This window comes from Pedobacter hiemivivus, from assembly GCF_004331685.1.
In the GTDB taxonomy this organism is placed as follows: domain Bacteria; phylum Bacteroidota; class Bacteroidia; order Sphingobacteriales; family Sphingobacteriaceae; genus Pedobacter; species Pedobacter hiemivivus.
Map to the genome: position 1 here is coordinate 141187 of NZ_SJSM01000001.1, position 13152 is coordinate 154338.

Sequence of the window (13152 nt, forward strand, 5' to 3'; positions counted from 1 at the left end):
CAATAGTATACCGTTGAAAATAATATTTTTCAATAAGTAAATTTAAACTTTTATCAATCTGACTTGTTCTAAGTTATATCAAACTCTAAAACATGGGACTATTAAAAACAGCATTAATAGGCGCCGCAGTATACGGCGCTATTAAATATATCACAAAAAAAGACATCAATGGCCGCTCCTTAGTAGACGACCTTAAAGATAAAGCTCCTGAATGGATGGAAAAAGCCAAAAGCGTCAAAGATGAGCTGAAAGCAGAGTTTGAACGTCAGCGGTATTAAAAGCAGCTACTAAAGTAGCTGCTGCTGTTTCATAAAATCTTGCTCCTCTTTAGTAATATGATCATCATCTATTGCAGGAGCAGCGGTAATGCCAGCTACTTTTAATTCATCCATAATATCTACAAAGTTTTTGTAGTTCGCTGCTGTTGTGGGTTTAATGATCACAAATAGAGACTTTTTAGGGTTATTGGCATTTGCAGCATCGACTTTCAGCTTATTTTTCAAAATAGATTGTCTTATCCCTTCAAATCCTTCAATAACAGGCTGGCTTTTGCCAGCTTCCCCCATATACCAGGCTACTTTATTATTTTTGCCAAGCAAAATAGTCATTGAACGGGAAGCAGGAACAGGTTCTTGTATATCCACAATGGGCTCATCTGGCTTTACCACATCCATTGCTACTGGTTTAGATAACGATGTGGTGAGCATGAAAAAGGTAATCAGCAAAAATGCAAGATCAACCATAGCGGTTAAATCAACTTTAGGAACCGCTCTTCTGTTCGAGGAAACGCTTAATTCGGCCATAATCTTTTGTTTTAAGTTCAAAAAGATGATGCACATGAAAGCCAAATTCCATAACTGGATATATTAAGGCAAATTTAATAGGTGACTTTACAAAGAAGTAGCCCGATTTATCTCTTTAAGCCTTTTTTCGACAATTGATTTCTCAAAAAGGAGTTCTTTGTTTTTGGGATCAAAAGATAAGCCTTCATTAAATTGCTCAAGAGCCAATTGATATTCTTCCAAATGATTGTAAACCCATCCGAACCCCCTATATACATTTGGGTTTTTGGGATTTAACATCCATGCCTGATTAAGCCTGTACATAGTAGTTTGCAAATCACCATAACTGAGGTAATCACATGCTTTCATAAAATAGTGATTAGATGCAGAGTCTGAAGTACCAGCCTTCGCTATGACCGTCTTTAAAAAGTTTTGATCAGCATTGATCTGTTCTTGCATTTTAACACCATTACCATATTTCGGAGAGAGTCTGAAATCTTCCCTGGCCACTTCTAACCATTTTTTATAGGCTATTTTTTTCCTTACCAGTGGTATAGGGACAGCGGAGCTTGAAGATGCTGAGCTCCACTCGCAAGAGGAAAAAAGCGTTGCTAACAACATAAAAGAGAGGCATTTAATCATATAATAAAGGTATACTTTTTTTGAAATAAAAAAAACACTTAGCCATATTGATGATAAATGCGCCATTAAACGGTATCGAAACCAAAATACAGTTGATTATATTCGCTATAAAATTGTAAAAATGGAAACCATAGTCATATTAACAGGTGCTGGAATTAGTGCAGAAAGTGGGCTCAAAACATTTAGAGACTCGGATGGTTTATGGGAGAATTATCGCATCGAAGACGTTGCTACCCCCGAAGCCTGGTTGCGTAACCCGGAACTGGTGCAACAGTTTTACAATGAGCGCCGTAAATCAGTACTGGAAGCACAACCTAATGAGGCACATAAGGCACTTGCCAGACTGCAGGACAAATACAATGTTCAAATCATTACTCAAAATATTGATGATCTACATGAACGTGCCGGATCAAAAAACGTACTGCATTTACATGGGGTAATTACCCGCTCACAATCGGATATTGAACCAGACTTAACCTACCCTATATCTGGCTGGGAGCTGCGTTTTACGGACCTTTGTGCCCACGGAAAACCGTTGAGACCACACGTGGTATGGTTTGGTGAAGCTGTACCCAATATGACAATCGCTACCCGACTTTGTCGTAAAGCGAATGTATTTGCCGTCATAGGCACGAGTTTACAGGTATACCCGGCAGCTGGCTTAACAGAATATGTACCAAAATCAACAATTAGGTATGTGGTTGATGTAAATATACCAGCAATATCAGGTAGCAATCAGCTAAAAAAGATTGAACAACCTGCTACCATTGGGGTTCCAATGATGGTTGAAGAGCTTTTAGCCCGCAAGTAGTTAAAACAACCATTTCTGATTATACCACAAATTGTTGTAGCTTTGGAGCAACATTAAAAGATCCTCATGGCAGTATTACATAAAAAAGAAGAGAAAATTGAAGTTGTGCTTAGTAAACTTCCAAAAGATTATACTGATAAACAGTTTGTTGACATGTTTATTCAACTTTACTCGAAAGACTGGGGAAAGATTAAAGCCAATTACATCAAACAATCTCAGGATAAAGAACCTGGCACTATCATTACGATGCCTAAGCCTGAAATCTACCTAAAAAACATCCTAGAGGTATATCTAAAGAACGCTCAATAATAAAGAAACAATAAAAAAAGCCTTTCAATAAATAGATTTTGTATCTCTTTACTGAAAGGCTAAATAAAATACCAATTGCGCCTTAAGCTAAAATAGCCTGAGCTTTCTCCAGAACTAGCTTCAATCCATCTTTATACTTACCACCAGCTGTAGCATAAAAAGGCTGTCCACCGCCACCACCTTGAATATCTTTAGCCAATTCTCGTACTATATTCGAAGCGTTCAAGCCTTTATCTTTTACTAGATTTTCTGACAACATTACGGTAATCCCCGGTTTATCATCAATCAGAGTCGTAAATACTAAACATAAGTCATCAACCATATCCTTTACGGCAAATGCCAGATTCTTAACCGCATCTGCATTAGGTAGATCAACATGAGTAGCAATCAAATTAATACCATTAATGGTTTTAAGGTGATGTACAATTTCATGTTTAAGGTTAGCAGACTGTTCTAACACCGCTTTTTCAGCATCCTTTTTCAACTTATTATTCTCTTCGATCAAGGCAGAAACTGCTGACGTTAAATCCTTGTTGCCCTTTAACAAAGCACGCAATTCATTCAATTCTTTGTTTTGATCTAAAACAAATGCTTCGGCTTTATCAGCAGTGATCGCTTCAATACGTCTTACCCCTGCCGCTACCGCACCTTCAGAGATGATTTTAAAGTAACCGATCTGACCAGTAGCCTTAACGTGTGTACCCCCGCAAAGTTCTTTAGAATAATGATCATCAAACGTAATGATACGCACCAGATCACCGTATTTCTCTCCAAACAAAGCCGTTACTCCGCTTGAGATCGCCTGGTCGTAAGGCACATATCGTTGCTCTTTCAATGGGATATTCTCTCTCACTTTCTGGTTCACCAGGTGCTCTATCTGAGCCAACTCCTCATCTGTAACCTTAGCAAAATGCGAAAAGTCAAAACGTAGATTATCAGCGTTTACCAATGATCCTTTTTGATTCACATGGGCTCCAAGCACCTTTTTCAATGCTGCATGCAGTAAATGTGTTGCTGTATGATTATCCTGCGAAAGCAAGCGTTTATTTTCATCTATAACCGCCCAGAAATGTCCTTCAACATCTTCAGGTAAAGTATCAGCATAATGTACAATTACGCCGTTCTCTTTTTTAGTATCAGTAATTTCAACAAAGAAAAGGCGGCTATGATCTTCCAAACGGCCTGTATCACCAACCTGTCCACCACTTTCCGCATAAAAAGGAGTTTTGCTCAACACAATCTGGTATTGTTCCTTGCCCTTTGCAATCACCTTACGATATTTAATAATCTGCGTTTCGGCTTCAAAGTCATCATACCCAACAAACTCAACTTCCAGATCAGGATTAACCAATACCCAGTCGCCCGTATCTATAGCAGTGGCTGCACGCGAGCGCTCTTTTTGCTTAAGCAACTCTTTATTGTAACCTTCCATATCAACGATCCAGCGTTGCTCTCGGGCCATCAATTCTGTCAGATCTATCGGGAAACCATAAGTATCCTGTAGTTCAAAAGCAAACTCTCCAGAAATCACCATCTGGTCTTTCAGGATGCTATACACCCATTGATCCTCAAATGGTTTTTCAAGCTCAATAGCATTCTCAGCCATCAACAATTCGCCTTGCTTTTTAGTGTAATTATCAAAGCGTTGGATGCCCGTAGCTAAAGTTCTTAAGAAGGATATTTCTTCCTCCAAAACTACCTTTTGTACAAAGTCCTGCTGTAAAGCCAACTCCTCAAAAACTCCTTTAAACTGTTCAGCCAAAACCGGAACAAGCTCATTTAAAAACGGATCTTTTAAGTTGAGGAAAGTATAAGCATAACGTACAGCACGACGTAAAATACGACGGATTACATAACCTGCTTTATTATTTGAAGGCAACTGTCCGTCAGCAATCACAAAGGAAATAGCACGAATATGATCGGCCATTACACGCATTGCAATATCAGTTTTTTCATCATTACCGTATTCAATCCCTGCTTTGGCAGCAATAAATTGAATTAAGGGTTGAAAAACATCAGTATCATAATTCGATGATTTCTCCTGTAATACACGTACCAGACGTTCAAAGCCCATTCCAGTATCTACATGTTGGGCAGGCAATGGCTGCAATGAACCGTCCTTAAGGCGGTTAAACTGCATAAATACATTGTTCCAAATCTCAATTACCTGGGGATGATCGGCATTAACCAACGACTTACCGTCAACAGCTTTACGCTCATCTTCCGAGCGACAGTCTACATGGATCTCAGAACATGGTCCACATGGTCCTGTATCGCCCATTTCCCAGAAATTATCTTTTTTATTACCCAATATAATGCGCTCTTCTGGCACATATTGCTTCCAAAGCTCATAAGCTTCTGTATCTCTTGGAAGACCTTCTTTTTCATCCCCCTCAAAAATAGACACATAAAGCTTATCCTTTGGTATTTTATAAACTTCAGTAAGCAATTCCCAGCTCCAGGCAATGGCTTCTTTTTTAAAATAATCGCCAAAGCTCCAGTTGCCAAGCATCTCGAACATCGTGTGGTGATAAGTATCAATACCTACTTCTTCCAGGTCATTGTGTTTCCCTGAAACACGAAGACAACGTTGTGTATCGGTAACCCGTGGGTATTTTATAGGGGCTTCGCCCAGAAATAAATCCTTAAACTGGTTCATCCCTGCGTTGGTAAACATCAGGGTTGGATCATTTTTAACTACAATTGGTGCAGATGCAACGATATGGTGTTGTTTCGATTCGAAAAATTTTAAGTATGCCTGTCTGATTTCCTTAGCTGTCATCCTTCTCTTGATTTGTTTTGAGCAAAATTAACATATTATTGTGATATTTTTTTTCAATCTACCCATTGATACTTGCATAACTTTTCCTAAGTTTGAATACTTTAAATAAAACCCATAATCAACTAATAATCAACACAAAAATATGCCTTACAAAGAAAGGGAAATAAACAAAATGTATTACACCATGGGTGAAGTAACCGAAATGTTTGGTGTAAACGCATCTCAGATCCGCTTTTATGAAAAGGAATTTGATGTGTTACAACCCAAGAAAAACAAAAAGGGCAATCGGTTATTTACTCCAGAAGACATTGAAAATTTAAAAATCATTTTCCATTTGGTAGATGACAAAGGCTTCACACTAAAAGGTGCTAAAGAGCATTTAAAAACCAACAGTGGTGAGGTTAAAGAAAACCAAAAAATCATCGCTTCACTTGAGAAGTTAAAGGACTTCTTACTAAAGCTGAACGAAGGAATTTAATTATTTCTTAATTATTTTTTTATCCCGTAAATTCTACAGTGATTTGGCCAATTTAAGCCGATCAAATGAGAATATTATGTTTGCTATTTCTGCTGCAAAGTGGAATGAGTGCTATAGCCCAGGAAGAAGAAAAGATCAAGGACATCATCGAGGGCCTTGCCGAAAACTCACCTGAAGAGGAAGACTTGTCGGAATTAACAGATCGGCTAACCTTCTTCCGTAAACACCCCATAAACCTTCATAAAACCTCTCCGGAAGAATTAAAAGGACTAATCTTCCTTTCTCCACTCCAAATCAGCAATTTCTTTGCCTATATCGCAAACGCTAAGCTCCTAGACGTTTTAGAGTTGCAAGCCATACCTGGTTTTGATCCAGAAACCATCAATAAACTACTCCCCTACATAACCATTAGCACATTAGAAGGCTACGAGCAGATAAAATTAAAAAAGCTGACCCATATCGCTAATCATGATCTGATTTTAAGATACGCGCGCCTACTCCAACAACAAAAGGGCTTTAGGGATTTACCAGGTAGTAAATACCTCGGTAGTCCCGAAAAAATATTACTCCGTTATAGATTCAACTATCATGATATTCTATCCGGCGCGCTGGTAATGGAAAAGGACGCAGGAGAGCGATTTTTCAACCGCAACACAGGATTAGATCATCTTTCGGCCAACATAGCCTTATTTAAGCTTGGACGCGTTGAGAAACTGGTTATTGGCGATTACAGCTTACAATTCGGTCAAGGGCTAACGCTATGGTCGGGCTTTGCTTTTGGCAAAGGTCCGGATGTGACCAGTGTAGCCGCCAAAGATGTGGGCTTAAAACCTTATACTTCAGCTAACGAATCCTCTTTCTTCCGTGGAATAGCAAGCACCATTAACCTTGGCAGAAACATCCACTTCAGCCCCTTCATTTCCTACAGACAACTTGATGCAAGTTTAAAAGCTACAGCAGACAACAAATTTACGCTTTCTAACATTGGCATAAGCGGCCTACATCGGACTCAAACAGAACTTAAAAACCAAAAATCCCTGAAACAAATCGTGTATGGGGGAGCTTTGCAGTACATTACCGACAACCTGAATGTCGGATTTGTCGCTTATCAATCCAACTACCAACACCAATTCATTACTGGGACACAGCTATACAACAAGTATAGTTTTACAGGCAAACATCTGACCAATATCGGATTGCACTACAACTACACTTTTAGAAATATTTACTTTTATGGGGAACTGGCTCAAAGCGTCGGCACGGGGCATGCCTTGGTTAATGGCGCTATGGCAACGCTTTCGCGTAAGTTATCTGCTGTACTACTGCACCGAAGCTACAACAAAGACTACCACAACTTCTTTAGCAGAGCTGTTGGCGAAGGTGCTGAAACCAATAATGAAAAAGGCTGGTATGTGGGCCTGAATTATTTATTGCCGGGCAACCTGAGTTGGTCGGTCTATGGCGACTACTTCAAATTCCCCTGGTTAAAGTACCGAGTTGATTCGGCTTCTGCCGGCTATGAACTCCTTAGTCAACTAACTTACAAAAGAGGAAAAACTTTTAAATCTGCACTGAGATTTAAAAGAGAACAAAAACAACAAAATCCAGACGCGGGTAGTATTTTTCATGGCTTGGAAAAAGTACTAAAGCAAAGCTACCGCCTGGAAGCCAGCTGGAAACCGAATCAAAAGTATAACTTTCAACAAAAAACAGAAATAACTCTATATCAAAAAGGTATAAATAAAAAAGAATCAGGAATATTAGTTTACACGGACATGGATTATACTCCAACAGCGTCCAAATTATCAGGCAATATACGTCTGGCTTATATCAAAACCGCCTCATACAACAGCAGAATTTACGCTTACGAGAATGATGTTTTATATGGTTCCGGTTCTGGGATTTACTCCGGCAATGGCATCCGGAGTTTTATTAACGTCCGATACCGTCCGCTCAAAAAAATTGACATATGGCTTAAGTATGGGCTCTCCATCTACAGAAATACAGAAACCATCGGCACTGGACTGGATGAAATAGAAGGAAATAGAAAAACAGAGGTCAAATTACAGCTTAGATACCAGTTCTAATGGACAGCCTTAAGGACATAGTCAAAACTGACATGGTTTTCGTAAGGATATTGATCCCATTTGCATTGGGCATACTTAGTTTTTATAGCCGCGAGACACACTTCCTTTTCTACTACCTCCTTATCCTTAACCTGTGTTTATTCACATCCTTAATCATCATTAACATCAGCTACAACAAGCGAAATATTCATCGACACATAGGCATTAACGGAGTAATACTTCATTGCTTCTTATTTGTCTCAGGAAGCTTATCTTCAATTTTATATAACAACCACACAAACACTGATTATTATATACTTAAAGATTCAAAATACCTAAAAATAAGAATTACAGAAGAACCTAAAAAGAAACAGAATATAATTCTGTTTAGCGCTATCGTGACCAAATCCACCCCCCAAAAACCCTCATTAACAAGCAAAAAACACGATATTCGTCTTTTTTATAGGGCTTCTGGAAAAATAAGGGTATCTATCCTCGTCAATGACACCAATCCAATTACTTTAAAGTATGGTGAGGAGCTTATCATACATAGCAGATTTACTGAAATCCCAGCCCCACTCAACCCTGCCGAGTTTGACTTCAAAGCATGGCTGGCAACCCAGAACATTTACCATCAAATCTTTTTAAAGCAGCATGAGTTAGTCAGGCTAAATACCAATACAGGAAACAAACTCATTCGGTTTGCGTTGGAATTAAGGACAAAGCAAGTAGCGGTATACCGTAAGCTTATCAAAAATGACGATGCATTTGCCGTTGCATCTACCTTGATACTGGGGTATAGAGCTGATCTAAGTCCTCAAATGCTTGATATTTATTCGAAAACAGGCACCATACACGCCTTATCCGTTTCGGGAATGCATGTAGGCCTAATCTATCTTGTACTGAATTGGCTGTTGTATTTCCTTGACAAAAAGAAACCGACCAGACTTATCAAAACCATATTAATTCTCAGCCTGATTTGGTTTTACACACTGCTTACTGGCTTCTCCCCCTCTGTGCTCCGCGCCGCAATCATGATTTCGGCATACATCTTAGCCAAACTATTCACCAGAACTACTAATAGTTATAACATCATTGCTTTTGCAGCTTTCTGTTTATTGGTTTATAACCCTTTCCTAATATGGGATGTAGGCTTCCAACTTACTTTTCTTGCTGTTTTAGGGTTGATCTATCTGCAACCTAAAATTGAATGTTGGTTCCATCCAAAAAACTCATGGATAAATAAAATCTGGAGCACCATAGCCATGTCTTTAGCTGCACAACTGGCCACCTACCCTTTTAGTGTTTACTACTTCCATATGTTCCCGCTCTACTTTTTACTCAGCAACCTATTTATCACGCTTCCTACAGCCTTAATAATGTACATCGGACTCATTATCCTTCTTTTCAAATTAGATAGCTTAGGGCCGCTATTTGAATGGCTCATCACTTTTACAAATCTTGGACTAGATCGAATTGCCAAATTACCCTTTTCTGGTATATCTGCGATCTGGATCAGCAAAATGGAGTTAACTGTGCTCTGTATAGCCTTAATGCTATTTATTATGGCAATAAGTGAAGCGAAAAAACAAACACTGATTATCGCAGTTACCCTATTTGTAGGCCTGCAGAGCTTTATGACTTATGATAAATTACTAGCCTTTCATCAAAAAAGCACAATTAGGTTTACCTTAAAGAAAAATTACGCGGTCGCACTGATCCACTCACACAAAGCCATTCTTTTTACAGATTTAAATTCAGAGAGCAAGGCTTTCAAGTATTTTGTTAAACCGGCACTCGACCAGCATAAAGTAACGCAAATTCAATTTAGAGAAGCCATTGCTTCTTCACCAAGCTTAAACCCATATTGAGAACAGATTTGATAAGATATATCTTATATTTGGTCAAATAACTGAATATTTGTATGACTGAACCATTGGTTTTATACTCGATAAGCCAGCGTATAGCTACCATATCTATTAACCGTCCGGAAAAGCGCAATGCCTTAAACCCTGAACTGGTTGCTCAACTAACCGCAGCATTTGTAAAAGCTTCGGCAGATGATGAAGTTAAAGTTGTTATATTGAAGGCTAATGGTAGCACATTTAGTGCAGGTGCCGATTTAGCCTACCTGCAGCAGCTTCAGCAAAACACTTACGAAGAAAACCTTGCTGATTCTGAAAACCTAAAGAACTTATTTACCACAATTTATTACCTGCCAAAAGTAGTGATTGCTCAGGTTGAAGGTCATGCTATTGCTGGTGGATGTGGTTTAGCAACAGTTTGCGACATTATATTTTCTGTACCTGAGGCCAGTTTTGGTTATACAGAAGTAAAACTAGGCTTCGTACCTGCCATTGTTTCCTGCTTTTTACTGCGCAAAACAAGTGAAACTATCGCCAAAAAAATATTATTTACCGGTGCATTATTCTCAGCACAGGAGGCTTTAAACTATGGCCTGATCACTTTTGTAACAAACAAAGCCGATATCAGTCTTAATGTAAATAATTTTGCATTAAGTTTGTGTAATGAAGCTTCTGCTAACTCGTTAATGGTTACAAAGCAGCTCATCGGACAAACCACCAATCCCGAATTGGATAAAAGCTTGTCAGAAGCTGTGCGAATCAATGCCCGGGTGAGGGAAAGTGAAGATTTCAGAAAAGGGGTTGCTGCCTTTATCAGCAAAGAGAAAATTAACTGGTAAACTAAATTATTATTAAAATATGTTTAAATCTATCAAAACAGGAGTCCTTGCAATTATTTTAATAGGAACTGCGATTATAGCTAAAGCCCAAAAGGCAATTGATGCAGGAACAATCACTTATGGGGTTGAATACCTTTTAACTGATGACCAGAAAAAAGCTGTAGACCCATCTGTATTACCTTCAGAAAGTAAAGTAGAGTTTAATGGAAATATGTCTAAAGTGCAAGTAGACATGGGTATGGCGATGTTAAAAATAATTAATGATGGAGCCATCAATAATGCCCTTGTCCTTGTAGATATTCCAATGATGCAAAAACAGTATGCAGCAAAAATGTCAAAAGCAGACATTGAGCAGCAATCAGGCTCTTTAAAATTCACAGGGTTTAAAGCAACCGGAGAAAAACAAACCATTGCCGGTTACAATGCAGAAAAATATACCTATAAGGATAATAATGGAGCTGATTATGAACTATGGGCTACAACAGAAATTAAATTACCTGTAGGTGCCAACCCTCGTGGGTTTGGAGAATTAAAAGGTACAGCTATCAAATTCACCAATACACAGGATGGCTATAAAACAGTGCTCACGCTAAAAAATGTAAAAGAAGGAAAAGTTGGTCCTTTCTCTTTGGACATACCTAAGGGTTATGAAGAAAAGACTATGGCTGAATTAAAAGCTATGAGGGGTGGCCGATAACCCTATAGTAAAATGTTAAAAAGTCTGTTTTTTTTTATCCGCTTCTTCTTATTCTGGCTGTTATTCTTTTTTATTGACCGCCTGATATTTATATTCATTAATCATCAAAAACTTGCTGCTGTTTCCTTCAAAGAAACAGCAGCAACATTTTATTACGCCCTCCCCTTAGACTTATCCATGACGGCTTACATTACCGTCATTCCACTTTTAAGTTATATTTATTGGCTTTTAAATGGCCGCAAAATCATAGAACTAAAATGGGTATCAGTTTACAACACCATCCTGGTACTGATCTGTAGCATCCTTTCTGTTGTTAATTTCAACATCTACAGAGAATGGGGTAGCAAGGTGAATTCGAAAGCACTTGGTTTTGCATTTTCATCCCCTAAAGAGGCCATGGCATCTAGCGCTTCCTCACCACTTGGCTTATCCATTTCTTTATTAATCCTGCTTACGGCATTAGGACTTTTCCTTCAGCATTATGTCGTATCTAGAAAACTAACTTTTACGGCTAACCCAATTTGGGCTAGAATATCACTCTGTGTAGTTTTAGTGGGGGCAAATTTTCTATTGATCAGAGGTGGTATGGGTGTATCTCCAATCACCCAAAGTAGGGCCTACTTCTCCAAAGAGCAAGTATTAAATCATGCCTCAGTAAATACGGAGTGGAATCTGATATCAAGTTTGATCTCCGCTAAAATGACCAAAAACAATCCTTATCAGTACTTGGATAGCAAACTAGCTGAGGCGGATGTTAAAGCTTTGTATAGTCCGTTAAAGGATACGACCATCAACATACTCCAAACAAAACGTCCAAATATAGTACTGGTTATTATTGAAAGTTTTACGGCCGACCTTACCAAAACTCTAGGCAATGAAAATGGCATTACCCCACATTTTGATAGCCTGATTAACAAAGGTGTACTTTTTAGTCAAATTTATTCGTCGGGAAATCGTACAGACAAAGGCCTAATCGCTACACTCGCCGGATTCCCTACCCTTGGAACAGGAAGTATTGTAAAATGGCCAGAGAAAATGCAAAAGATACCAGCTATCTCTCAGCCCTTATACAAAAGTGGCTATAAAACTTCCTTCTACTATGGTGGAGAGTCAGAATTTGACAACTACAAAGCCTTTATCCTAAGTCATGATTACCAGAAACTCATCGATAAGAACAATTTTACGGGCAATGAGATGAAATCGCGCTGGGGAAAATTTGATGAATTGGTATTTCAAAAACAGCTTGAGGACCTAAATAAGGAGAAACAACCATTCTTTTCGACTATCCTTACGTTAACCAATCACGAGCCTTACGACCTCCCTGGAACTTCAAAATTTGGCAAAGCCGATAATATAGCCAACTTTAAAAGCACAGCCTATTACACAGATTCCTGCATCAATGCTTTTTTAACTAATGCCAAAAAACAGCCCTGGTATAAAAACACACTATTTGTATTTGTGGCTGATCACGGACATTTACTGCCTAAAAACATACACGATATTTCTACGCCGCAACGTTACCATATCCCTTTGTTGTTTTATGGGGATGTAATTAAAGATGAATTTAAAGGTCGTAAATTCAATAATATTGGCAGTCAGACTGATATAGCAGCTACCCTACTGGCTCAACTAGATCTACCTACAAAGCAATTTGAATGGAGTAAAAACCTATTAAATCCTTACAGCAAACCTTTTGCTTTTTTTAGCTGGGACAATGGAATGGGCTTTATTGATAACCAGCAATGTGTTACTTTTGATAATGTAGGCAAAATGGTCTTGTACAACAGCAATGAAAAAGATCCTATACACACCTCTAAAACGCTTGATTATGCGAAAGCATACTTGCAAAATGTATATCGTCAATTTATAGAACTTTAATAA

The 13152-nt window shown here is 38.5% G+C and carries 12 protein-coding genes; 9 read left to right on the forward strand and 3 right to left on the reverse strand.

Going from position 1 to position 13152, the window contains the following annotated elements:
* Window positions 1-92 precede the first annotated feature (92 nt).
* Window positions 93-278: a YtxH domain-containing protein gene (locus EZ444_RS00620; protein WP_131606201.1), complete on the forward strand. Its 186-nt coding sequence runs from the start codon at window positions 93-95 to the stop codon at window positions 276-278.
* A 9-nt stretch (window positions 279-287) separates the two neighbouring features.
* On the opposite strand, the gene EZ444_RS00625 is transcribed toward EZ444_RS00620, so the two are convergent.
* The gene (locus tag EZ444_RS00625) at window positions 288-803 is read right to left on the reverse strand and encodes an ExbD/TolR family protein (RefSeq protein WP_131606203.1); all 516 of its coding nucleotides are present in this window, start codon (window positions 801-803) and stop codon (window positions 288-290) included.
* A gap of 87 nt (window positions 804-890) precedes the next feature.
* The gene (locus EZ444_RS00630; RefSeq protein WP_131606205.1) at window positions 891-1424 is read right to left on the reverse strand and encodes a tetratricopeptide repeat protein; all 534 of its coding nucleotides are present in this window, start codon (window positions 1422-1424) and stop codon (window positions 891-893) included.
* A gap of 121 nt (window positions 1425-1545) precedes the next feature.
* Between EZ444_RS00630 and EZ444_RS00635 the strand changes: the two genes are divergently transcribed.
* Together EZ444_RS00635 and EZ444_RS00640 are read left to right on the forward strand one after the other, a co-directional pair.
* Window positions 1546-2235, forward strand: coding sequence for an SIR2 family NAD-dependent protein deacylase (locus tag EZ444_RS00635; RefSeq protein WP_131606207.1), 690 nt, complete (start codon window positions 1546-1548; stop codon window positions 2233-2235).
* Between the two features lie 66 nt (window positions 2236-2301).
* A complete protein-coding gene (locus tag EZ444_RS00640) occupies window positions 2302-2544 on the forward strand; it encodes a hypothetical protein (protein WP_131606209.1) in 243 nt (80 codons plus the stop codon).
* 82 nt (window positions 2545-2626) lie between these two features.
* Here the strand turns inward: EZ444_RS00640 and alaS are convergent, their stop codons facing one another.
* Window positions 2627-5326, reverse strand: a complete 2700-nt coding sequence (gene alaS / locus EZ444_RS00645; protein WP_131606212.1) for an alanine--tRNA ligase — start codon at window positions 5324-5326, stop codon at window positions 2627-2629.
* Between the two features lie 142 nt (window positions 5327-5468).
* Between alaS and EZ444_RS00650 the strand changes: the two genes are divergently transcribed.
* From EZ444_RS00650 to EZ444_RS00675, 6 genes are all read left to right on the forward strand, one after another.
* Complete coding sequence (locus EZ444_RS00650) at window positions 5469-5804, forward strand: MerR family transcriptional regulator (RefSeq protein ID WP_131606214.1); 336 nt, start codon at window positions 5469-5471, stop codon at window positions 5802-5804.
* Between the two features lie 65 nt (window positions 5805-5869).
* Entirely contained in the window at window positions 5870-7891 is a 2022-nt protein-coding gene (locus EZ444_RS00655; protein WP_131606216.1) for a type II secretion system protein GspK, read from the forward strand.
* A 32-nt stretch (window positions 7892-7923) separates the two neighbouring features.
* Entirely contained in the window at window positions 7924-9741 is a 1818-nt protein-coding gene (locus tag EZ444_RS00660) for a ComEC/Rec2 family competence protein (protein ID WP_225874615.1), read from the forward strand.
* A gap of 53 nt (window positions 9742-9794) precedes the next feature.
* Window positions 9795-10574, forward strand: coding sequence for an enoyl-CoA hydratase/isomerase family protein (locus EZ444_RS00665; RefSeq protein ID WP_131606220.1), 780 nt, complete (start codon window positions 9795-9797; stop codon window positions 10572-10574).
* A gap of 19 nt (window positions 10575-10593) precedes the next feature.
* Window positions 10594-11271, forward strand: coding sequence for a hypothetical protein (locus tag EZ444_RS00670; RefSeq protein WP_131606221.1), 678 nt, complete (start codon window positions 10594-10596; stop codon window positions 11269-11271).
* Window positions 11272-11283: 12 nt separating this feature from the next.
* Window positions 11284-13149, forward strand: a complete 1866-nt coding sequence (locus tag EZ444_RS00675) for an LTA synthase family protein (protein WP_131606223.1) — start codon at window positions 11284-11286, stop codon at window positions 13147-13149.
* The last annotated feature ends 3 nt before the right edge of the window (window positions 13150-13152 follow it).

Bases quoted from the DNA above. Each gene is read 5' to 3' on its own strand.
- EZ444_RS00620 (WP_131606201.1), top strand. From the start codon at position 93: ATGGGACTATTAAAAACAGCATTAATAGGCGCCGCAGTATACGGCGCT.
- EZ444_RS00625 (WP_131606203.1), bottom strand. From the start codon at position 803: ATGGCCGAATTAAGCGTTTCCTCGAACAGAAGAGCGGTTCCTAAAGTT.
- EZ444_RS00630 (WP_131606205.1), bottom strand. From the start codon at position 1,424: ATGATTAAATGCCTCTCTTTTATGTTGTTAGCAACGCTTTTTTCCTCT.
- EZ444_RS00635 (WP_131606207.1), top strand. From the start codon at position 1,546: ATGGAAACCATAGTCATATTAACAGGTGCTGGAATTAGTGCAGAAAGT.
- EZ444_RS00640 (WP_131606209.1), top strand. From the start codon at position 2,302: ATGGCAGTATTACATAAAAAAGAAGAGAAAATTGAAGTTGTGCTTAGT.
- alaS (WP_131606212.1), bottom strand. From the start codon at position 5,326: ATGACAGCTAAGGAAATCAGACAGGCATACTTAAAATTTTTCGAATCG.
- EZ444_RS00650 (WP_131606214.1), top strand. From the start codon at position 5,469: ATGCCTTACAAAGAAAGGGAAATAAACAAAATGTATTACACCATGGGT.
- EZ444_RS00655 (WP_131606216.1), top strand. From the start codon at position 5,870: ATGAGAATATTATGTTTGCTATTTCTGCTGCAAAGTGGAATGAGTGCT.
- EZ444_RS00660 (WP_225874615.1), top strand. From the start codon at position 7,924: ATGGTTTTCGTAAGGATATTGATCCCATTTGCATTGGGCATACTTAGT.
- EZ444_RS00665 (WP_131606220.1), top strand. From the start codon at position 9,795: ATGACTGAACCATTGGTTTTATACTCGATAAGCCAGCGTATAGCTACC.
- EZ444_RS00670 (WP_131606221.1), top strand. From the start codon at position 10,594: ATGTTTAAATCTATCAAAACAGGAGTCCTTGCAATTATTTTAATAGGA.
- EZ444_RS00675 (WP_131606223.1), top strand. From the start codon at position 11,284: ATGTTAAAAAGTCTGTTTTTTTTTATCCGCTTCTTCTTATTCTGGCTG.